The organism is Streptomyces sp. NPDC055099, from assembly GCF_053607685.1.
In genome coordinates, this window is the sequence record NZ_JBSGUA010000004.1 from 252,870 (window position 1) to 275,014 (window position 22,145).

Genomic DNA, 22,145 nt, shown 5'->3' on the forward strand with positions numbered 1-22,145 from the left:
GCCGGAACGGTTAAAGAACACTCCATGGAAGAAAACGCGGCCGACCATTGCGTGCGTGTCCGGGGAGCCAACGAGCACAATCTGCGGAACGTGGACGTGGACATTCCCCGGGACGCGATGGTCGCCTTCACCGGCGTCTCCGGCTCCGGCAAGTCCTCACTCGCCTTCGGCACGCTCTACGCCGAGGCCCAGCGCCGGTACTTCGAGTCCGTCGCGCCCTACGCCCGCCGACTGCTGCAGCAGGTCGGCGCGCCGCACGTGCAGGAGATCACCGGACTGCCGCCCGCCGTGGCGCTGCAGCAACGCCGCGGGGCGCCCAGTTCGCGGTCCACGGTCGGCACCCTCACCACGCTGTCCAACCTGCTGCGCATCCTCTACTCCCGGGCCGGGACCTATCCGCCGGACGCCGAGCGGCTGGAGGCCGAGGCGTTCTCGCCCAACACATCGGCGGGCGCCTGCCCCGAGTGCCACGGGCTCGGCGTCGTGCACGACGTCACCGAACAGCTGCTCGTCCCCGACCCGTCGCTGAGCATCCGGGACGGCGCCATCGCGGCCTGGCCGGGCGCCTGGCAGGGCGCCAACCTGCGCAGCATCGTGAGCGGCCTCGGCATCGACATCGACATCGACAGACCGTGGCGCAGGCTCAAGAAGAAGGACAGGGAGTGGCTGCTCTACACCGACGAGCAGCCGTCCGTACTCATCGAGCCCGAGCCGGGGCGCGTCGACTACGGCTATTACGGGAAGTTCTGGAGCGCCCGCAAGCACGTCATGCATGTCCTGGCCGACTCCAAGAGCCAGCGGATGCGCGACCGCGCGATGCGGTTCGTCCAAGGGGTGCCCTGCCCCGAGTGCGAGGGCAGCGGCTTGCGGCCCGAGGCGCTCGCGGTCACCTTCGCGGGCCATTCCATCGCCGAGGTCAACGCGATGCCGCTCGCCGAGGTCGCGGACCTGCTGCGGCCCGTCGCGGAACTTCTCGAGGCCTCGGCCGCCACCTCGTCCGCCCGGTCCGGGGAGAGCACCGAGGTCGCCGTACGGATCTGCGCCGACGTGGTCGCCCGCGTGGAGGTGCTGCTCGGCCTCGGGCTCGGCTACCTCAGCCTCGGCCGCCGCTCGACGACCCTCTCCCCCGGCGAGGCGCAGCGCCTGCGGATCGCCACCCAGTTGCGCTCCGGGCTGTTCGGCGTCGTCTACGTGCTCGACGAGCCGTCCGCGGGGCTGCACCCCGCCGATGCGGAGCCGCTGCTCGACGTCCTGGACCGGCTGAAGGCCGCGGGCAACTCGCTGTTCGTCGTGGAGCACGACATGGACGTCGTACGGCGGGCCGACTGGGTCGTCGACATCGGGCCCGGCGCCGGTGAGGCGGGCGGACGGGTGCTCTACAGCGGTCCGGTCGCCGGTCTCGAGAAGGTCGAGGAGTCGGCCACCAGCCGTTACCTGTTCGGACGCGCCGAGCCGGTCGCCCACCGTCCCCGCAAGCCGCAGGGGTGGCTGCGTCTGCGCGGGGTGTCCCGGCACAACCTGCGGGACGTGTCCGTGGACGTGCCGCTCGGCGTGCTGACGGCGGTCACCGGCGTTTCGGGCTCCGGGAAGTCGACGCTGGTCACGCAAGTGCTCGCCGAGGTCGTGCGCGGCCACCTCGGGCTCGCGCCCGAAGAGGACGAGGACCACGCAGAGCACGGGATGTCCGACGAGGTGGAGCTGGAGGTCGACGTGCGGGAGGCGGAAGGCCTCGAATCCTTCGACCGTCTTGTCCGCGTCGACCAGCGGCCCATCGGCCGCACCCCCCGCTCCAACCTGGCGACGTACACCGGGATGTTCGATGCCGTACGCAAGCTGTACGCGGCGACGGACGAGGCCCGGCAGCGCGGCTACTCGCCCGGCCGTTTCTCCTTCAACGTTCCCGAGGGGCGCTGCGAGACCTGCCAGGGCGAAGGGTTCGTCACGGTCGAACTGCTGTTCCTGCCGGGAACCTACGCCCCGTGCCCGACGTGCCACGGCGCGCGGTACAACGCCGAGACCCTGGAAGTGACCTACCGGGGCAAGCACATCGCGGACGTGCTCGCGCTGTCCGTCGACGACGCCGCCACGTTCCTCGCCGACGTGCCCGCTGCCTCCCGCAGCCTCGAAACGCTCCGGGAGGTGGGCCTGGGCTACCTGCGGCTCGGCCAGCCGGCGACGGAGCTCAGCGGCGGTGAGGCCCAGCGCATCAAGCTCGCCACCGAGCTCCAGCGGGCCCGGCGCGGTCACGCGCTCTACCTGCTCGACGAGCCGACCGCGGGCCTGCACCCCGCGGACATCGCCCTGCTGCTCCGCCAGTTGCACCGGCTCGTCGACGCCGGCAACACGGTCGTCCTGGTCGAGCACGACCTCGACACGATCGCCACCGCCGACTGGGTCATCGACCTCGGCCCGGGCGGCGGCGACGCGGGCGGCCGGGTGGTGGCGACGGGCACACCCGCCAAGGTCGCCCGGTCACGACGCAGCGCCACCGCTCCCTATCTCGCGCCGCGGTTGCGGCACTCCTGAGCGGGGCCGCCACGCGGGCGGTGCCCGGATGTCTCGTCATCCGGCCCGCCCCGCCCGACGACGGACTGATCGGTTAGAAAGGAGTGATCAGTCGAACCCACCCAGAGGTCGTACGCACATGCCCGCCGCCGCAGCTCCCTGGCTGCTCCTCGCCGTCTTCTCCGGCACCCTGATATCCCTGCAAGCACGCATCACCGGTGAGCTGGCCGCCGGGCTCGGCGGCGACGGTTTCGCGGCCGCGGTGATCTCGTTCGGCTCGGGATGCGTCGTACTGACCCTCGGGCTCCTCGTCCTGCGCGGGCCGCGCCGTGGGGTCGGCCTGGTCCTCGCGGACGTACGCGACAGGCGGCTCAGGTGGTGGCAGGTGCTCGGCGGCTTCGGAGGAGCGGCCTTCCTGCTCGCGCAGGGGCTGACCGTCGGAGCGCTCGGGGTCGCACTGTTCACGGTCGCGATCGTCGCGGGCCAGGTCACCGGGGGCCTGCTCTTCGACCGGATGGGGCTCGGTCCCGCCGGACCGCAGCGCCCCACGCGGCGCAGGGTCGTCGGCGCGGTGCTCGTGCTCGCGGCCGTGGGCCTGTCGATGGCGGACAAACTGGGCGGCGGATTCCCCTACTTGATGCTGTTGCTGCCGCTGGTCGCGGGCGTGTGCGTGAGCTGGCAGCAGGCGGTCAACGGCCATGTGAAGAACGCCGCCGGGTCCGCGTACGCGGGGACGTTCTTCAACTTCGTCGCCGGTACCGCCGCGCTGAGCGTGATCTTCCTGGTGCACGCCGTGGCCGTTGGGGTACCGTCCCGCCTGCCGACCGAGCCGTACGTCTATCTCGGCGGCCTGGTCGGCATCTCCTTCATCACCATCGCGGTCGCCACGGTGCAGAGGCTCGGCGTCCTGCTCCTCGGACTGTGCACGATCACCGGCCAGTTGTTGGGTTCACTGGCGCTCGATCTGCTGCTGCCGCACGGCGACACGGACGTCACGGCGGCCACCGTCGCGGGCGTCGCGCTGGCCCTGGCGGCGGTGGCACTCGCGGCCCTGACGGGCACGCGGACGGGCCGGGTCGTCGCTTCGGGCAGCGCGGCGCGCACCGCGGACGCGGAACGCGTGGACGGCCCGCCCGCGCGAGGCTCGAATGCCGCGTAGCGCTCCGGTCAGCCCGGGTCCACATCGGTGTGCAGCAGGTTGTGGTCCGAGTACGAGGTGAGGTGTACGCGGTGCCTGAGCGGGGCGATGCCTCGCAGGAAGACGTAGTCGAACTTGCTGAGCCAGTCGGTGGTCGGCTTGCAGGTGCCGACGGACGAGGGACGGCACTGCTCGTCCGTGTCCGCCGCCAGGTCCCATATCCGGGAGAGCTCGGGAGCCTCCGGCACGGCGTTGAAGTCGCCGAGCACGATGGCCCGGTCGTGCCGGGCGACGGCGGTGGCCAGTACACCGACCTGGTCCGCCCGGACTTCTTCCTGTTGTCGCTGGGCGAGGTGGGTGTTGAAGACCCGCACGGACCGCCCGCCCACCGTCGTGGTGACCGCCATGTACCCGCGGTCCTCGGAGCCGCCGTCGGGGTACTCCACGTTCACGCGGTCGGTCATCGGCGCCGCCGAGAGGACCGCCTGACCGAAGCCTCCCGGGCTCCAGGGCAACCCCCCGCAGCGGCCCCAACTGCTCAGGACCGAGCCGTACTCGACGTGGTAGACCAGCCCGTGCAGGTACTCCAGGTAGTCCCGGATCCGCTGGACGTCACCCACACACGCTTCCTGCAGCCCGATGACCTGGGGCGCGTACGAGGCGATCTCCGCGGCCCGGTCCACATCGCTCTCCTCGCAGGGATTGCAGATGTTCCACGTCATGACCCGGTTCGGCACGACATCCCTGACGGCCTCGACGGGCCGTGCCCCGCCGAAGAGGGCATCATGTGGCGCGCTGGGGCCGATGAGCACGACGCAGGCCAGGGTCATGACGCCCGCGAGCAATCGCGTGGTCCTTGCGCGCACCAACGCCTCCTCAGTGTGGATGCACACGGCATCTGTCGTCTCCCCGCACGAGGTTATGGGACGAGGTCGCCGACAACACACGCTTCCGCCCCTTCACGGGGGAGGCATCATCCGGTACATCTCCCATGGGTGTTCAGGAGCACAAGGGGACCTGGAGACTCGACCGGACGGACGGAAAGCCGAGTGACGGGGCACGACCATGGCGGACGCGTACTACACGACCGAACAGTGCCCGAGCTGCGGCCGTCACACGGACGGCCTGTCCAACCGTTTCACCTGCACGGTCTGCGACACCGTGTGGACCTCCGGGATCTCCGAGTCGGTCGTCACCCTGGGTCCGCTGGACACGACGATCCTGTGTCCTCCGAAGCGCGCCTGACGCCTCCCGCCTGCGCGACGAGGAGCGCGATGTCGTCGGTGGTCTCCCCGTCCCGCAGCGCCTCCAGGAGATGGGTGCAGGTGGCCTGTAGGGGGCCGCTGTGGTCGAGGAGGCGGAGGAGCTCGTCCAGGCGTTCGTCGATGGTGTGGTGGCGGGTCTCGACCAGACCGTCGGTGTACAGGACGAGGCGGTCGCCGGGGCGCAGCTCCAGTTCGATGGTGCGGTACTGCGCGTGCCCGACTCCGAGGGGGATGCCCTCGGGCAGTGCCGGCAGGCGCGGCGGACGGCCGTGGGGGATCAGCACGGGCGGCATGTGACCGGCGTTGGCGATGTGGCAGACGTGGCGGTGCGGGTCGTAGACGGCGTAGACGCAGGTCGCGATGTGGGTCTCCAGCCTGGCGGTGGTCGTGTCGAGGTGGCGCAGTACCTCGTCGGGGGGCATGGCCAGGTCGGCGAAGGCCTGGGTGGCGGTACGCAGGCGGCCCATCGTCGCGGCGGCGTCGATGCCGTGGCCCATGACGTCGCCCACGACCAGCGCGGTGCGGTCGCCGTCCAGGGGGATGACGTCGTACCAGTCGCCGCCCACCGCGCAGGAGATCTGGGCCGGCTGGTAGCGGGAGGCGATGTCAAGGCCGTGCAGTGGTGGCGGGGGTCCGGGCAGCAGGCTGCGCTGAAGGGTTTCCGCGGTGAGGCGGATGCTCTGGTGCCAGCGGGCGTTGTCGATGGCGATGGCGGCCCGGTGCGCGAGTTCCCCGGCCAGCAGGACATCGTCGTCGTCGAACGGTTCCGCGTTCCGGGCGCGCACCAGGTCCACGGCTCCCAGGACCTCCTGGTGGGCGGTGAGCGGCACCGCGAGATACGAGTGGACGCCGGAGCGGGCCAGGAGCCGCGCGGCATCCGGGTCACGGGCGATGTGCTCCAGATCCGCCGCGCCGACATCGGGCACCAGAACGGGCCGGCCGGTGCGGACACAGCGGGTGATCAGGCGGTCCGCGCGGTACGAGGCCAGGTCACCGAGCTGGTCGGCGGCCACGGCCGCTTCGGAGGGGTAAGCCTTCGCCAGGCCCAGCGCCCTGAACCGGCGCGGTCCTTCACCATCGGCGCCGTGCCGCAGCTCGAGTGCCGAGTCGAGGATGTCCACCGCCGCGATGTCGGCCAGGTCGGGCACCATCACGTCGGCCAGTTCCTGTGCTGTGCGCTCCACCTCCAACGTCGTGCCCACGCTCGCGGCGGCCGTGGCGAGCAGGGCGAGTCTGCGGCGTCCCCGCTCCGCCTCCGCCTCGGCACGGTGGCGTTCGGTGATGTCCACCACCGAGTTGGCCACCCCCATCAACTGCCCGTGGGCTCCCTCCAGGCGGTAGTACGACACCGACCAGGCATGGTCGTGGTCCGGATCGGCGGGGGTGCGGCCCACGACGTAGCGGTCGATGATCGGTGTCCCGGTGGCGAGAACCTCGCGCAAGCAGGACTCGATCGTCTCGACGTCGAGGAAGGTGAGGATGTCGCGGGGGTGGCGGCCGATGTGGTCGGCGGCCGGGAGACCGTTGATCCGTTCCAGCGTGGGGTTGACCAGGAGATAGCGCAGTTCGTGATCGAGCAGCGCTATTCCCATGGGCGACTGGGACACCAGCTTCTCGCACAGCGCGAGGCCCGTCTCCATGCGGTGGAGCACCTGCCGACCGGCCGCGATCCCGAGTGCGTAGACCTCGCCGCCCTCGTCGAGCAGCCGCATGTTGCGGAACTCCACGAGCCGGTTGACGCCGTCCTTGTGGCGGACCGGGAAGGCCCCGGCCCAGCTCGTCCCGGTGGCCATCACCTCGGAGAACAGGCCGGCCGCCATGTCGCGGTGCCGCTGGTCGACGAGCAGGTGCGCGGCGTAGCGACCCAGCGCCTCCTTGGCCGTGTAGCCGAAGACCTCCTCGGCCTGCGGGCTCCACAGCACGATGCGCCCCGAGCCGTCCAGGACCACCGCGCAGACACCCAACAGGTCCATGAGCCCGCCTGGCGGCACGGTCCCACCGAGGCCGTCGGCGTCGGGTTCCGCTTCGCTGTCGCGCATGACGAACGCCTCCCGCCTCGCGCGCCCTGCCCATCGCCGGGACACGGCTCTTCCATGCTCACCCGCGCCCGACCTCAGCACGACCCGACAGCCTGCGACGGCAGATTCCGAAGCCGACGCAGCTCGCCCTCCTGGCATATTCCGCAGGCCATAACGCCTGGCCAGAGTCCTACTGCGCCGCGTCTGGCATATGCCAAGGTGCCGGACCGCTTCACCCGGAGACGCCGAGTTCACCGAGAGATCCCGAGCGACTGCATTTGATCTAGAACCGGTACGGTCGGTACGACCGAGCGTCGAGCCGTAGCGCCTTCGTCGGGGCGCGCGTGTCCGCGGGACGATCGGCAACTGCCTTTGCTCGAACGTCAATTCCGGCGCGCCGGGGCGAAACTCCGTCAGGGCGGGCGGTGTTGGAAGCGACGGCATGCGGATGACCGGCCGCCCACGAGGCGACCGGGGGCGACGCACCGAGCCTCGACGCCTGGCGTACTGCGCCCGGCTTCGACTTGACGCAACCGCCGCGGAGCAAGGAGACGAGAGATCGCTGCACAAGTCGAGGGCCTCGGTGCTCCAGGAGAGACACCCGACGAGAGCCCCCCGACCGTCCGCCCCCGAACCGCACGCGCCGAGCCCTCGGCGAGGAGCCGCATCATACTGCTGCGCGCCCTGGGCGTAGAGCCCGTGACAGCGTCGGCCGCCGACGAGGACGGGCTCGCACACCCGGCCCTCCCCGCACCCCGTACGCCCGTCCAGGCGCTCACGCCAGAAGACGCGTTCGACGCTCTGTACGTCTATGCCGCCCCTGGCTTGATCCGCCAGGCACACGTACTCACGGGATGCCTCCGGCTGGCCTTCGAAGCCGCGGAACACGCCTTCCGCCAAGCGTGGGACCACTGGCCCGAAGTCGCCCGGGACACCGACCCGGTGGGATGGGTACGCATACGTACGCACACCTACGCCCTGTCACCCTGGCACCGGTTCCGCAGACTGTTCCTCCGCCCCTCCCCCGCCCCGGTGGACCCACTGCTGCGGGCGATACTCGAACTCCCTCCCCGGCAGCGCCGCGCACTCACGCTGTGCGACGGACTGGGCCTGAGCGTGTCCGAAGCAGCCGCCGAGACCGAGGCCGGCACCGCCGCGACCCGCAGCAGACTGCTGCACGCGCGCACGGCTCTCGGCGAACTGCACCCCGATCAGCCGTGGGGCGCGACGCGGGACTCACTCTCCGCGTTCCTCGAAAGCATGTCGGGCAGCACCGTGAGTCACCCGGCCTCCGTACGCGCGGACAGCGAACGACGCATCCGCATGCTCGTGTGCACCGTCTGGACAGCCGTGGCGGCCCTCATCGGCCTTGTGGCATTCACCATCGCGACCACGCCGTGATGATTCGTCCCACATCGCGAACGCGCCGGCCGGGGCCGGAGCATCACCTCCAGCAAGAACATTCGAGATTGATCCTTTTACCCGTGGTCACCACGCCTCCACGTATGGGCGAGAGCGGGGAGCCGGCGCGGGCGCCTGACGCGCACTTCGCGCTCCCCTACGATGACGCCGTGCCGCCCGGCAAGTGGCGGCACGGCGAGAAACAAGCACGGGGGTGCTGTGAGCTTCCGGTTCGGGCAATGGCGTGACGGCCAACTCCCGGCAGAGCTCACGAGCTTTGTGGGTCGGGCCGAGGAAGTCGCCCTCATTTCCCACGAGTTGGCGAACGCCCGGCTGGTGACACTGGTCGGCCCAGGCGGTGTCGGCAAGAGCCGCACGGCACTGCGCGCGGCAGCCGGGATCCAGCAGCGGTTCGAGGACGGAGTGTGGCTGGCGGAGTTGTCGGCACTCTCCAATCCCGCACTGGTGCCCGCGACGCTCGCCGCGGTACTCGATCTCCCCGCCCAGGTGGGCATGAAGACGATGGACGCCCTCGCCGCCCATCTGCGCAAGCGACGCCTGCTCATCGTGCTGGACACCTGCGAGCACCTCGTGGACGCGTGCGCGCTGCTGTGCGACATCCTGTTGCGCGAGGCACCCGGGGTGAGCGTGCTTGCCACCAGCCGCCAACCGCTGGACGTTCCGGGGGAGAACATCCTGCTGATGGGGCCGCTGCGGCGCGAGGAAGCGCTGGAACTCTTCACCGAACGGGCCGCTGCCGCCGTTCCCGGCTGGAGCCCCGCGGAGACGGACCAGGAGCAGGTGCGGGCACTCGTCGACCGACTGGACCGCATTCCACTGGCTCTCGAGCTGGCCGCGTTACGGCTGCGGGTCGCGCCGCTCACCGAACTGACCGCCCGGCTCGGCCGGCGTTTCGAGATTCTCACCGGAGGTCGGCGCGGCGCCCAGAGCCGCCACCAGACGCTGCGCAAGGCCATCGACTGGTCGCACGAGCTGTGCACTCCTTCGGAACAACTGCTGTGGCAACGGCTGTCGGTGTTCGCGGGCCCCTTCGAGCTGGCCGCCGCGAAGGACGTGTGCGCGGACGCCGCGTTCGACCGGGAAGCAGTACTGAACGGTCTGCTGGCCCTGGTCGACAAGTCCGTGGTGTACCGCACGGGCAAGGGCCAGGAGCGGTACCAATTGCTGGACACCGTGCGCGAGTACGGCGCTCACGGCCTCGGTGAGGGTGCCGGCGCGCCAGAGGTGCACAGCCGCCATTTCGCCCATTACCGGCAGCTCGCCGAAGGATTGTGGGAGGAACTCGTCACAGCCGGTCAGTCCGGCTGGTACTGCCGTGCGCGTGCCGAGATCGCCGATGTGCGTCAAGCCCTGGCCTTTGCGTTCACCGAACCGGGCCATGCGCGTGCGGGCCTGTCCATGGCCGCCCGACTCGCCGGGCTCTGGCGAGCGGCCGGAATGCCGGCAGAAGGCCGCTACTGGATCGACCAGGGACTCGATTTGGTGCGCGACCACTGTCCTGAGCGCGCCTGGGGACTGTTCGCCGCAGGAGTGCTGGCGATGTGGGCAGGTGACTTCGAGGCCGCTCGCATCCGGCTGGGCGAGGCAAGCGGCACGGCACTCCAGTGCGGCGAGGACCGTATCGCGCTCTTCTCCGATCCCTGCCTCGGGGCGATGCGGGCACTGCACGGGCAGACCGAGGCGGGCCTGGCCGCGGTCAAGCACGGCCGGGACCGGATCGTCGCCGTCGGAGACCGGCTGGGCACGAGCGTCGTCCACGTCGACGGCGCCCTGCTGCTCGCCCTCCTCGGCGACACCGACACGGCTCTGGCGTGGTGCGAGGAAGGGCTCGCCTCCCTTGAGGACACCGGGGAGCGGCAGATGTACGCCACAGCGCTCGCCGCGCGCGGGATCGCCCTGTGGCGGGCCGGGCGGTACGAGGACTGCGCCGCACCTCTGCGCCGGGCCCTGGACGCCGTCGGCGAGATCAACGACGTCTACGTCGCTCAGCTCTCGTGCCTGGGGCTGGCCTGGGACGCTGCCCGGCAGGAACGATACAGCCGGGCAGCGTGGCTGCTCGGCCACGCCGAGAGCATCAGCTCCTTCCGCGTCAGCCACATCGGTGTGCCGCCCTTCCTCATCGACCAGCAGGAGAAGACAAGGGCAGCCGTACTGGGCGCCCTTGGTCCCGCCACGTTCGACCGCTGGTACGGCCTGGGCGGGCGGATGCCGACCACGGATGTCCTGGAGGCCGTACGTACCGATGCCGACGTGCCGACCTGTCTTGCCCACGTACCAAAGGAGCAGGACAGCTTGAGCACACCCGAAGCCCTGACCCCTCGGGAACGGGAGGTCGCCGCACTGGTGACGCAGGGTCTGTCCAACCGCCAGATCGCGGAACGTCTCGTGATCTCCAAGCGCACCGCCGACACCCACGTCGAGCACATCCTCGCGAAGCTGCGGGTCAGTTCACGCGCCGAGGTGGCCCCCGCACTCGAGTCGGCCTCTTGAGCTCGACCGACGATCGGGGCCCCGACGCACACGCTCCACGGATCGGGCGCTGGCGCGGGGGTGGGCGTGGGCACCGGGCACGTACGGCCGACCGCTACGCATACGGAGCTGGCCGGGGGAACCGGAAATGCGTATACGTCCCCGGGCCCGTTCCGGCGTGGTGACCCGCTCCAGCCCTCAAGCTGTTTCCTGTGCCGCTCTCCGGTCGGACCGGGCAGGCGAAGCGCCGGACAGTGAATGGTCAACTCCCCCACGACTGTCATGCGAACGGCCCTTCGGCGGGTGTTCCCCGCAGACGGCACACACGCTGCCTGCCCTCGTCAGCGAGGGCAGGCAGCGTGCGGGCGGCCGAACGTGACCCCTTGCCCATGGCCCGATCGGACCGATCCTTCCTCAGGTTCTGGCGCGCTGCTGTGCGTGGGCCCCTTTCCGGATGCGGTGCTTGGAGGACACCTGGCCGGTGAGCTCCCAGAAGCACACCAGGGCGGTGATCGGCGGGATGCCAAGGGTCACGAAGGCCAGCACCGAGCGGGACGAGTGACTGACACACAAGGCCACCGCCATGGCGGAAGCCACCAGGAGAACGCCCCAGGAGCGTCTCGCGGGCTGGTGCTGCACGGTCGCCCGCAGGATGGAAAGTGCCGCGACGAACCACGGACCGTACACGGTGAGGGGCCACCACCGCGCCAGCTTCGCGGGAAGGATGTACTCGGCGAACGTCCGGAGCTGGCCGTAGGAATAGGCGATGGACCAGCCCAGCAAGCACGCCGCGCACACCGCGATCGCGGCGAAAAGGACCGCCACCTGACTGATGCGCTGCCCGGCCACAAGGAACTTCGGCTTGGGCCGCGTACGCCTGCGGTCGACCCGGGACGGCGGCTGCTCGGGAGACGGTTCGGCAGTGGGCGCGGGCTTGGGCACCCCCGCCGACGCCGCCGACGCCACGGCCAACATTGCGGCCAGTTCCTCTTCCAGGCGCTGCCGGCTCAGCGTGGCGTCCATACCGGATCCGTCCCATGACTGCTGAACAGGGAAAGCGACGCTGCCGTACGCATCAGGTGCGCCGGTCTCCAGCCACCGGGAGTAACCCGGGACGTAAGTGCTTTCCCTGTTGCTGTACCACTCGTTCATCCGGGTTCCTTCGTGCCGTCGCGTGAAGCGTTCTGCTGGAGCGTGGAACCCGGTGGGCAGCGCCGGGGCGGGTAGCGCCCGGGCGGGTCAATGGCCGACATGCCCCTCGCATGCCGACCGCAAGGTGTGGTTCTCATCGTCCCGATCTCGTTCAAGAATCCATCCGACACAGTCCGGAGACGCTTCCAGCGCTGGTCAACCCGTGCACTGCGCCGATCGACGGGAGAAACCTTTCTCCGAACTCGTCTGCCCCTTTCACGTCCGCATAACGAACGAAGCCGGACGGGAGGGCGCCCGCCACCCGGGTGAACGCATCACACGGACGAGCTACAGCGAGCGCCGCCTCAAACGCTTGGCCGACAAGCACGACGTTCGAGGGACGGCTTTCGAGGGACGGCAATCGAGGGCGCAGGGCGCGGCCGGCCCCGTGCCGAGTGGCGGACGGCTCTACGGCAGCCGAGGCTGTTCTTCACTGCTCACGGTTCCTGACCGCCCCTACCGCCCCTGGAGGCCCGAGCCGCACATGGATCACTTGCCGTCGGCGCCCGGCACACGTGCCCGACTGGAACTGGGGGCGATCAGAGAACTGCTCCAGTCCCAGCGCAGGCGCATCGGGTCCTACGCCCGTGAGCAGCACGCGGGGCAACATCCCTCGCCCCGCGGGACCCCTCCGCCGGACACTCCGTCTCCCCCGGCACCCACGGCACAGCAACTGCTCGACGCACTCCCCTCGCCTGCCCTGCTGCTGGCCCCGGTCCTCGACACCGACGGCGAGGTCGTGGACGTCACGTACGTGACGCAGAACGAGGCTGCCGTCACCTACGCGGCCGAGCGGCTGCCCGAGGGCGCGGTCCCCCGGTGGTCAGGACCGGTCTCCCTGTACGCGCACTACCCCTCCCTCCTCTGCACAGCGATCCCCGAGATGATCGCCCGCGCGCAGCGTGACCGCGTGCCACAAGGACCCGAAGCGATCGAGTGGATCGCCGACGGCACGGCGGGGCCGGCGCGGATCAACGACGCGGTCCGCATCGCGCCCTGCGGCGACCAGCTGCTCCTCACCTGGGAGCGCGGACACAGCGGCCTGATGGCCACCGCGGCCCAGCGCCTGGTGCGTACCTGCTGGGCGGAGTGGAACCTCGGCGACGACGGCATCAAGCCCTCGCTCGGATTCCGGCAGGTCCTCGGTCTGCCGAAGGACGCCACGCTGCCCACCCTCAGCGCCCTCGCCGGTACCGTCACCGTCGACAGCCTGCCCGGCCTCTATCAGATGCTGTACGACGTCATCCTGCGCAAGCGAACGGCCGACTGCGAACTGCGCCCCATCGGCGTGGGCGACCGGATCATCCGCATGACCGCGGAGCCGGTGCGGATCAGACCCGGCGGCCTGGTCTGGGCGATCCGCGCGGTGCTCACCGACGTCACCGCGGAACTCCGGCGGCGCGAGACGGCCGCGCGGGCCGAGCGGGAGGCACGTCGTCAGCGCCAGCGTGCACAGACGCTCGGAGAGGTCGCCGACGCACTGCGGGACGCCGTGCTCCCCCATTTCCAGGACGAACTGGCCGCCTACGGCCTCCAGGCGGCCGCCGTGTACCGACCCGACGCTCGTGAGGCCGGCATCGGGGGTGACTGGTACAAGGCCCGCGGGCTCCCCGACGGCCGTCTTCTCGTGGCGCTCGGCGACGCGCGGGGACACGGCCTCGCAGCCGTCACCCTGATGGCGAAACTGCGCTACGCCCTGGCCGGTCTCGCCTACACCGAGCAGCCCGTCGAGCAGTTGACGCAATGGCTCAACGAGACCGCCTGCGCCGACGGCATCGAGTCCACCGCCACGGCCATCATCGCCAGCTACCACCCGGAGCAGTCCATCCTGCGCTGGACCTGTGCGGGGCATCCGCGGCCGGTCCTGATGCGCGACGGACGCGCAGCCCAGATGCCGTTGCCCGCCGGTGGTCCGGGGCTTCCGCTCGGTGTCCTGCCCGGCACTTCGTACACCGCGGCCACCACTGAACTCCGCATCGGCGACATCGTCCTGATGTACTCGGACGGGCTCACCGAACGCCGGGACAGCGACCCGGACCGGGACACTCGGCGTTTTCTCGCCGCGGCAGAACAGAGCTGCCGGACCACGGCCCCGACGGCCGGCCGCGACGGTCTCAACCGATACGTCGAACAGGTCGTCGCCCTCCTGGACGGCCCGCACCGCTCGGACGACGCCACGCTCCTCGCCCTGCGCCACGAGGCGTGAGCCGAGACGGCGCGTTGCTGCCTCAGGCCGCGGGTGGGCGGGACGATCCTGCTGTTTCGGCGGCGTCGCGGTACTGGGCGTTGAGGCGCTGGGCCTCTTCGAGCTGGTCCTCGAGGATGACGATGCGGCAGGCGGCCTCTATGGGCGTGCCCTGGTCGACGAGTTCACGGGCCCGTGCGGCGACGCGCAGTTGGTAGCGCGAGTATCGGCGGTGGCCGCCCGCGGAGCGCAGCGGGGTGATGAGACGGGCTTCGCCGATGGCGCGCAGAAAGCCCTGGGTGGTGCCGAGCATCTCGGCGGCTCGGCCCATGGTGAACGCGGGATAATCGTCGTCATCGAGACGTCCGAACAAGTCGGCTGCTGTCATCGCACCTCTCTATACAGCGCGTGGAACGTTTATTTGTCTGGACTGAATGCCTGGACTGGCTGCCTGGACGCGTGGAGGGGCCCGGATGCCATGTCTGCACCCGGGCCCCGAAGGAACTGCTACACCATCTGCCGACCCTGATACCGCGTCGGCTTTCTGTATCCGTAGGCCCGACCGAACTGCTGCCGGGAGTACGGGGATCGCGGTTGCTTGACCGAAGACCACCTCACTATCGATGTCCTGCGGTACCCGGACTCAACATGCCGTCCGGGCGATCCTGATGGCGCCGTGCTCCTCCGTTCTTTCCCTCTGATCTTTCTGAGCGGGAACTGCGTACTGCTGTTACTGCGGGTACTTCGAACTGCTCTTAATGCGGGTACTTCTTACTGCTTGTACTGCGTACTACTGATACTGCGTACTACTGGTAATGCGAACCGCTTGTGGCCTGTCGTAGCGCCACTCTTCGGCAGTCAGCCCCGTCGCCCCTCCTGCATCTGCTCTGGCTTAGAACCCCACTGCCGAACTTCCCGGTACGCGCGCCCGCAGCCGACGCCTTTACCGAGGGACCACTGACGAACGCTGCTGTTTCTGCAACCTGCAACTTGCGATACCGCTCGTGGCGGCCCCTGATCACTGCGGGCCACCCGGTCCGGTGGTCAGCCCCGTCGCCGTCCTGCAACTGCTCTGGCTTCGAAATTCCACCACCGCACCGTCCTGCGAACTGCTGGTACTGCTCGTACTACCTGTACTGCTGCCCGGCAGTTCGTGTCTGCCGGGCCTTGCTCGATCTCGGCTACGAGAGAAACCATAACCACACCGCCCCCCAATGTCTACTCCGGCCGACATAGATTTCCGCGTGTCTGGCAGACAGGTAGTCGGCGTCGTCCACGGAGGTGGGTGGTGCGACAAGACGCGGCGCCCTCAGGCTGGCGGGCTTGGGACAGACTGATCCGGCGTGACCAGGCACTATCGAGCGAAGCACTGTCCAGCAGGAGGCCTCTCTCTTCATGCACAGCGAGCCCGAGCTCATCGAGCCCATCCTCAACTCACCGGAGCCGCTTGCCGTCTCGGTGACCGAGGCGATCCAGAAGGGTGACGTCCCCGCGCTGCGTCGGCTCTTGGCCGAGCACCCCACTCTGGCCACCGGCTGGATCAACCAGGAGGGGCCGGCAGCGGGTCGGCGGAGTCTGCTGCACATCGCCACCGACTGGCCCGGCCACCGGCCCCACACCGCGGAGGTCATCGCCACCCTCGTCGCCGCGGGCGCCGATCCCGACGCCCGTTTCGTCGGCGCCCACAGGGAGACACCCCTGCACTGGGCCGCCAGCAACGACGACATCACCGCGCTGGACGCGCTCATCGCCGCAGGCGCCGACATCGAGGCATCCGGCGCCGTCATCGGCGGCGGCACCCCGCTCGCCGACGCGCGCGGCTTCGGCCAGTGGCGGGCGGCCCGCCGGCTACTGGAGCACGGGGCCCGCGCCGACCTGCAGGACGCTGCCACGCTCGGCCTGGTCGACCAGGTGGAGGCCTTCCTCGCGGCCTCGGACTCCCCCGCCCCCACCGCCTCCGAGGTCACCAGCGCCTTCTGGGGCGCCTGCCACGGCGGCCAACTCCCCGCCGCCCGGCTCCTGTTGCGCCATGGGGCGGAGGTGAACTGGATCGGCTACGACGACATGACACCCCTGGACATCGCCCGCGCTCAGGACGCCGATGAAGTCGTCCAGTGGCTGCTCACCCAGGGAGCCGAGGCGCGCGCGGACCTCGGGTGAGCCACCCGCCCCAGCGGTGGGCTGGGGCGGCACCGACCCGAGACCGGTCAGACCCCACGGCCCGCCTGGGGGCCGAAGGCGCCGTCGGCCGCGAAGGCCAGCTCGGCGAAGCGCTCGCCCATACGTCGGTGAGTGGCGGCGTCCGGGTGCAGCTGGTCCGGCAGCGGCAGCTCGGCGGCGTCGGCCTCCCCGTACAGCTCCCGGCCGTCGAGGTAGTGCAGGTGGGGGTCGTCGGCCGACCGCTGCTCCACGATGCGGGCCAGCTCCTCGCGAATGACGCGCAGCGTCAGCTTCCCGCTCGCGCGCTCATCCGGGTCCCCCATGGCGCTGAACGTCAGCCGTCCTTCGCTGAGGCCGCTGAAGTCCGGCGCGCTCGGGCCGGGTGTGTCCTCGTGGATGGGACACAGGACGGACGAGACGACCAACAGCGGTGTGTCGGGGTGGCCTTCACGAATGGTGTCGAGGAAGCCGTGGACAGCCGGGCCGAAGGCGCGCAGCCGCATCAGGTCGGCGTTGACCACGTTGATGCCGATCTTGACGCTGATCAGGTCGGCGGGGGTGTTCCGCAGGGTGCGGGCGGTGAACGGGTCGAGCAGCGCGCTGCCTGCCAGGCCGAGGTTGATCAGCTCGACGCCGCCGAGGGAAGCCGCCAAGGCGGGCCAGACAGCGGTGGGGCTCGCCGCGTCGGAGCCATGGCTGATCGAACTGCCGTGGTGCAGCCACACCTTGCGGCCCCGGTCTGGTGCGGGCTCGACAGGTGCGTCGGTGCGCAGCTCGACGAGTTCGGTGGTCTCGTTGTGCGGCAGCCAGATCTCGATGTCCTTGGCGCGGTCCGGCAGTTCGGCGTAACGGACGGTGCAGGCCGAACCAAGCCGGGTCTCGGTCTTCCCGTTCATCATGTCGATGGTGAGGATGTTGCCGCCGCTCACGGAGGCCTGATCCTTCAGGCTGCCGTCGACGAGCAGGTCGTACAGGCCATCGGGGCGGGGCGGGGCTCCCACGTAGTCGCGCTTGGTGGGCAGTGTGTCCAGCTCGATGACGGTGGCGCGGGTGCGGAAGGCGAGGCGTACACCGGAGGGCTGGGACTCCGCCATGGCGAGCTGCCCGTCGGCGCACTGGGCGCGGGCCCATGCGGGCAGCCGGTGAGGCAGGACGCCGTGCTCGGTGCGCTCCAGGTCGAGGGCGCCGCGCAGGAGGTCCTTGGTGATGGGTGTGGTGATCCAGTCGTCGTGCTCGGTGTCCATGATCGGTCTCCGCTTGCTCATCATCGTGTCTGGGGCATGGGTCATGATTGGCCGGGACGGCACGAGTCGACCGCGCGGACGGGCCGGGCCGCGTCCCCCGGTCAGACCGTGGGCCAGTTCCGCAGCAGTGCGTCGAGGGCGTCCAGGATGCGTTCCCACGACTCCTGCGAGTCGGGCTCGCTGTGGCTGAAGCCCCCCGCCATCTCCAGGCTGACGTAGCCGTGGAAGACGCTGCCCAGCATCCGTACCGCGTGGGTCTGGTCGGTGTCCGTCAGGTCGTAGCCGCGCAGGATCGCCCGCGTCATCTGCGCGTGCCTGACGCCCGCGCTGGCGGCCGCTGTCTGCGGGTCGAGCCTCAGCCGGGCCGCGGCGTAGCGCCCGGGGTGCTCCCGCGCGTAGTCGCGGTACACGTCGGCGAACGCGGTCAGCGCGTCCTTCCCGGCTCGCCCGGCCAGCGCGGCGGCGCACCGGTCGGCGAGTTCCTCCAGGGAGAGTAGGGCGATGCGCGTCTTGAGGTCCTGCGAGTTCTTCAGGTGCGAGTAGAGACTCGCGACCTTGACGTCGAAGCGCCTGGCGAGTGCCGAGACGGTCACCTGCTCGAAGCCGACCTCATCGGCCAGCTCCGCTCCGGCCTCCGTCAGGCGCTCCGCGGTCAGTCCTGCGCGAACCATGCCCTTCCCTTCCTTCGGCTTAACCGATTCTGCATCTACCTAATACCTTTAGGCAAATCGGTGAGTCTTGAAGGTAGGACCTCGGCCCACGGTCGCGGCAACGGCAAAGCGCCCCGCGTCAGACGGTTCCTGACCCAAGGATCAAGAACCGTCTGACGCGGGGCGCTACGTGTGCGACCTGGGCCTCAGGCGGCGCGACGCACGCGCGCGGCCTTACGGGCCTCCGCCATCTCGCGGGATTCGGCGGACCGGCGGGAGCCGCCGCCGGAGCGGCCGGGCTGCCCCGGACGCGTACCCATGCCCCGGAAGGGGGCACCGCCGCGCTGCTTGGGGCGCTCGGTGGGCGCACTGCCCGCGATGGGCACCCCGGAGGGCGCCTTCGCCCCGGTGATGCGGCTCAACTCGGCCTCGCCGGAGCGTACTTGGGTGATCCGCGGCCGGATCCCGGCGGCGGACATCAGACGGCTCATGTCACGGCGCTGGTTGGGCGTCACGAGGGTGACGACGCTGCCGGACTCACCGGCGCGGGCCGTACGGCCGCCGCGGTGGAGGTAGTCCTTGTGGTCGATGGGCGGGTCCACGTTCACGACCAGGTCGAGGTCGTCGACGTGGATGCCGCGGGCCGCGACGTTGGTGGCCACCAGGACCGTCACCGCGCCGGTCTTGAACTGGGCGAGCGTACGGGTGCGCTGGGGCTGCGACTTGCCGCCGTGCAGCGCGGCGGCCCGTACGCCACTGCCCATCAGGTGCTTGGTGAACTGGTCGACGGCGTGCTTGGTGTCGAGGAACATGATCACGCGGCCGTCGCGGGCCGCGATCTCGGTGGCGGTCGCCATCTTGTCGGCGCCGTGCACATGCAGTTCGTGGTGCTCCATCGTGGTGACCGCGCCCTTGGAGGGGTCGACGGAGTGGACCACCGGGTCGTGCAGGTAGCTGCGCACCAACAGGTCTACGTTGCGGTCGAGCGTGGCGGAGAACAGCATCCGCTGCCCGTCGGGGCGCACCTGGTCGAGCAGTTCGGTGACCTGGGGCATGAAGCCCATGTCGGCCATCTGGTCGGCCTCGTCGAGAACGGTGATGCTCACCCGGTCCAGACGGCAGTCCTTGCGCTCGATGAGGTCCTTGAGGCGCCCCGGCGTGGCGACGACGACCTCGGCACCGGACCGCAGGGCTCCGGCCTGCCTGCCGATCGACATGCCGCCGACCACCGTGGCGATACGCAGCTTCAGCGACCGGGCGTACGGAGTGAGTGCCTCGGTGACCTGCTGGGCGAGCTCCCGGGTGGGAACGAGGATCAGAGCGAGGGGCTGCTTCGACTCGGCGCGCCGGCCGGCGGTGCGCACGAGGAGCGGGAGCCCGAAGGCAAGGGTCTTGCCCGAACCGGTGCGTCCGCGGCCCAGCACATCCCGGCCCGCGAGGGCGTTCGGCAGCGTGGCCGCCTGGATCGGGAACGGTTCGGTCACGCCGAGGCCGGTGAGCGTCGTGAGGAGCGGGGCCGGCATGTCGAGTTCGGCGAAGGTCTCCGCCGCGGGGAGGCCGGGGGTGATGGTGACCGGCAGGGCGAATTCACCCTGGGGCGCGGAGGGCCGGCGTCCCTGACCACCGGAGCGGTTACCGGGACGGGCGCCGCCACCCTTGCGGGGGTTGGCACCGCGAGGGCCGCCGCTGTTGCGGGGATTGGAATATCGGTCGTTCGAGCGCGTTGAACGGTTCATGGAGAACCTTCCTCGATAGGGCACGCATCGAGGAATTCTCGGTGAATTTCAACCGAACGAATTGCAAGCACGAGCCGAAAAAGTCAAAACCTTCTGTAAACAGCAACGAGCTGGCGCCCGCGCCGTGAGGCGCGGACACCAGCGTCGTCTTAACGCTTCAAGCGTCAGGCAGGAACGATGTTCTCCGCCTGCGGGCCCTTCTGGCCCTGAGTGACGTCGAAGTTCACCTTCTGGCCTTCCTGAAGCTCACGGAAGCCCTGGGTGGCGATGTTCGAGTAGTGGGCGAAGACGTCCGGGCCGCCACCCTCCTGCTCGATGAAGCCGAAGCCCTTTTCCGAGTTGAACCACTTCACGGTGCCAGTAGCCATACTAAATTTCTCCTTCGGGGCAAGCTCCGGAACCCGCACTGTGCGAACCCCGGCGTCGCCACGTTGATTGCCCCGTCCGGGAAAACTTCTCCCGGAAATACAAAAGTGCCCGGCGGAATTTATCCACCAAAGGCACTTGAAGTCTTATGGGAACCACAACTGCAACTACGATCAACAGTAGCACGAGATCAGCTTCGCGGCACGGGCACGCTCTACATATTTCCCCCGACCGGCCCACGACCCGCGCCACATTGCGGAAACCCGCGGCCATCTTCCGATGCGCGCGCGGCCGGCGCGGCGCGTCGACCGACGGAGCGGAGGGCGGCGCAGCCGATGCAGCGGAGGGCGGACCGGCCGACGGAGTGCGGTGTGGCGGCCGGGCCCGAATGGTCCGCTTCGTTCCCGGCCCGCGCACACGAGCGTCACAGAGGCCGCTCTCCAACTCATGCAGCCTCCACCCCGCCTCCACCGGTCCCACACGGCTCCGTCGCAGCTGGTGGACACTCCTGCTGTCACGTGTAAATGCTGGACAGTTCAATACTGAAACGCACATTCCATTGCAATCTCGTTATGCATTGACTCCTTGACGCCGGGAACACTCCGGGGTTGGCTTTCAGCCATCTCGGACCACAACGAAGCGGTCCGATCGAGGAAGTGGGCGAATGAAAACCCGTATGCGTGAAGCCACCGTCGCCGTATCTGTGAGCGCCCTGGCACTCTCGCTCGCCGCTTGCGGCAGCCTGCTGGGCTCGGACGACGGGAAGTCACAGACCGAGAGGAAGGGTGACGCGGTCACCGTCGGTCTGCTCCTGCCGGAGGCGGAGACGGCTCGCTACGAGAAGTTCGACCACCCCATCATCGAGAAGCAGGTCAGCAAGCTCACCAACGGCAAGGGCAAGCTCGTCTACGCCAACGCCAAGGGCAACGCGGCCAGGCAGAACGAGCAGCTCGACCAGATGGTCGCCGACAAGGTCGACGCGATCCTGGTGAGCGCGGTGGACGCCAAGAAGCTCGCACCGTCGGTCAAGAAGGCGAAGGAGGCGGACATCCCCGTCATCGCCTACGACCGGCTCGCCGAGGGCCCCGTCTCCGGTTACGTGGCCTTCGACAACGAACTGGTCGGCCAGGTCCAGGGCCAGGCGATCCTGAAGGCGCTCGGCGGCGGCAACCGCCAGAACAGCAAGGTCGTCATGATCAACGGCGCGCCGACCGACCCGAACGCCGCCGTGTTCAAGGAGGGCGCGCTCTCCCAGCTCCAGAACCAGGTGGACATCGCCAAGACGTACGACACCGATGGCTGGAAACCGCAGATAGCCGGTGAGCACATGACGGACGCGATCACCGCCATCGGCAAGGACGACATCGCCGCCGTCTACTCCGCCAACGACGGCATGGCGGCCGGTGCCATCAAGGCCCTCAAGGCCGCGGGCATCACCGACCTGCCGCCGGTCACCGGCCAGGACGCGGAGCTGTCGGCCGTGCAGCGCATCGTCACGGGCGAGCAGTACATGAGCGTCTACAAGCCCTACCCCGAAGAGGCCGTCGGCGCCGCGGAGATGGCGGTCCGCATCGCCCAGGGCCGCATGGTCGAGTACGACGCACTGGCCGGGGACAGGTCCGAGAACGCCACCACGAAGAACATCCCCTCCCTTCTGGTCTCCGTCCGTCCTCTCACCCGGGACACCATCAAGTCCACGGTCATCAAGGACGGCATCTACAAGACCAAGGACATCTGCACGGCCGAGTTCAAGGCGGCGTGCGCGACGGTCGGTCTCAAGGGCTAACCCGCTGTGC

15 protein-coding genes are annotated in these 22,145 nt (G+C 69.7%); 7 read left to right on the forward strand and 8 right to left on the reverse strand.

Annotated elements, in window-relative coordinates:
- Positions 1-24: 24 nt before the first annotated feature.
- On the forward strand, positions 25-2,526 hold the full coding sequence (gene uvrA, locus ACWFRU_RS12555) for an excinuclease ABC subunit UvrA (RefSeq protein ID WP_453686113.1): 2,502 nt from the start codon (positions 25-27) through the stop codon (positions 2,524-2,526).
- Positions 2,527-2,644: 118 nt separating this feature from the next.
- Positions 2,645-3,664 (forward strand): DMT family transporter, encoded by a 1,020-nt coding sequence (locus ACWFRU_RS12560; RefSeq protein WP_453686115.1) that lies wholly within the window; start codon positions 2,645-2,647, stop codon positions 3,662-3,664.
- Positions 3,665-3,672: 8 nt separating this feature from the next.
- Here ACWFRU_RS12560 and ACWFRU_RS12565 read toward each other — a convergent pair whose 3' ends face one another.
- Positions 3,673-4,473 (reverse strand): endonuclease/exonuclease/phosphatase family protein, encoded by an 801-nt coding sequence (locus ACWFRU_RS12565; protein ID WP_453686780.1) that lies wholly within the window; start codon positions 4,471-4,473, stop codon positions 3,673-3,675.
- A gap of 362 nt (positions 4,474-4,835) precedes the next feature.
- Positions 4,836-6,947: a SpoIIE family protein phosphatase gene (locus tag ACWFRU_RS12570; RefSeq protein ID WP_453686117.1), complete on the reverse strand. Its 2,112-nt coding sequence runs from the start codon at positions 6,945-6,947 to the stop codon at positions 4,836-4,838.
- Between the two features lie 678 nt (positions 6,948-7,625).
- Here ACWFRU_RS12570 and ACWFRU_RS12575 point away from each other — a divergent pair.
- Both ACWFRU_RS12575 and ACWFRU_RS12580 read left to right on the forward strand, forming a co-directional pair.
- On the forward strand, positions 7,626-8,327 hold the full coding sequence (locus ACWFRU_RS12575) for a sigma factor-like helix-turn-helix DNA-binding protein (RefSeq protein WP_453686119.1): 702 nt from the start codon (positions 7,626-7,628) through the stop codon (positions 8,325-8,327).
- Positions 8,328-8,546: 219 nt separating this feature from the next.
- Entirely contained in the window at positions 8,547-10,838 is a 2,292-nt protein-coding gene (locus tag ACWFRU_RS12580; protein ID WP_453686121.1) for an ATP-binding protein, read from the forward strand.
- Between the two features lie 393 nt (positions 10,839-11,231).
- On the opposite strand, the gene ACWFRU_RS12585 is transcribed toward ACWFRU_RS12580, so the two are convergent.
- Complete coding sequence (locus ACWFRU_RS12585) at positions 11,232-11,840, reverse strand: DUF2637 domain-containing protein (RefSeq protein WP_453686123.1); 609 nt, start codon at positions 11,838-11,840, stop codon at positions 11,232-11,234.
- A gap of 652 nt (positions 11,841-12,492) precedes the next feature.
- Between ACWFRU_RS12585 and ACWFRU_RS12590 the strand changes: the two genes are divergently transcribed.
- Positions 12,493-14,214, forward strand: coding sequence for a PP2C family protein-serine/threonine phosphatase (locus ACWFRU_RS12590; RefSeq protein ID WP_453686125.1), 1,722 nt, complete (start codon positions 12,493-12,495; stop codon positions 14,212-14,214).
- A gap of 22 nt (positions 14,215-14,236) precedes the next feature.
- Here ACWFRU_RS12590 and ACWFRU_RS12595 read toward each other — a convergent pair whose 3' ends face one another.
- Positions 14,237-14,581, reverse strand: coding sequence for a MerR family transcriptional regulator (locus ACWFRU_RS12595; protein ID WP_453686127.1), 345 nt, complete (start codon positions 14,579-14,581; stop codon positions 14,237-14,239).
- A gap of 1,007 nt (positions 14,582-15,588) precedes the next feature.
- Here ACWFRU_RS12595 and ACWFRU_RS12600 point away from each other — a divergent pair.
- Positions 15,589-16,353, forward strand: coding sequence for an ankyrin repeat domain-containing protein (locus tag ACWFRU_RS12600; protein ID WP_453686129.1), 765 nt, complete (start codon positions 15,589-15,591; stop codon positions 16,351-16,353).
- Between the two features lie 47 nt (positions 16,354-16,400).
- On the opposite strand, the gene ACWFRU_RS12605 is transcribed toward ACWFRU_RS12600, so the two are convergent.
- The 4 genes from ACWFRU_RS12605 to ACWFRU_RS12620 form a co-directional block, all read right to left on the reverse strand.
- The gene (locus tag ACWFRU_RS12605; protein ID WP_453686131.1) at positions 16,401-17,597 is read right to left on the reverse strand and encodes a GDSL-type esterase/lipase family protein; all 1,197 of its coding nucleotides are present in this window, start codon (positions 17,595-17,597) and stop codon (positions 16,401-16,403) included.
- 101 nt (positions 17,598-17,698) lie between these two features.
- Entirely contained in the window at positions 17,699-18,268 is a 570-nt protein-coding gene (locus tag ACWFRU_RS12610) for a TetR/AcrR family transcriptional regulator (RefSeq protein WP_453686133.1), read from the reverse strand.
- Between the two features lie 185 nt (positions 18,269-18,453).
- On the reverse strand, positions 18,454-19,983 hold the full coding sequence (locus tag ACWFRU_RS12615) for a DEAD/DEAH box helicase (RefSeq protein ID WP_453686135.1): 1,530 nt from the start codon (positions 19,981-19,983) through the stop codon (positions 18,454-18,456).
- A 164-nt stretch (positions 19,984-20,147) separates the two neighbouring features.
- Positions 20,148-20,351 (reverse strand): cold-shock protein, encoded by a 204-nt coding sequence (locus ACWFRU_RS12620; protein ID WP_100598391.1) that lies wholly within the window; start codon positions 20,349-20,351, stop codon positions 20,148-20,150.
- Between the two features lie 674 nt (positions 20,352-21,025).
- On the opposite strand from ACWFRU_RS12620, the gene ACWFRU_RS12625 reads away from it, so the two are divergent.
- The gene (locus ACWFRU_RS12625) at positions 21,026-22,135 is read left to right on the forward strand and encodes a sugar ABC transporter substrate-binding protein (RefSeq protein WP_453686137.1); all 1,110 of its coding nucleotides are present in this window, start codon (positions 21,026-21,028) and stop codon (positions 22,133-22,135) included.
- Positions 22,136-22,145: the final 10 nt, after the last annotated feature.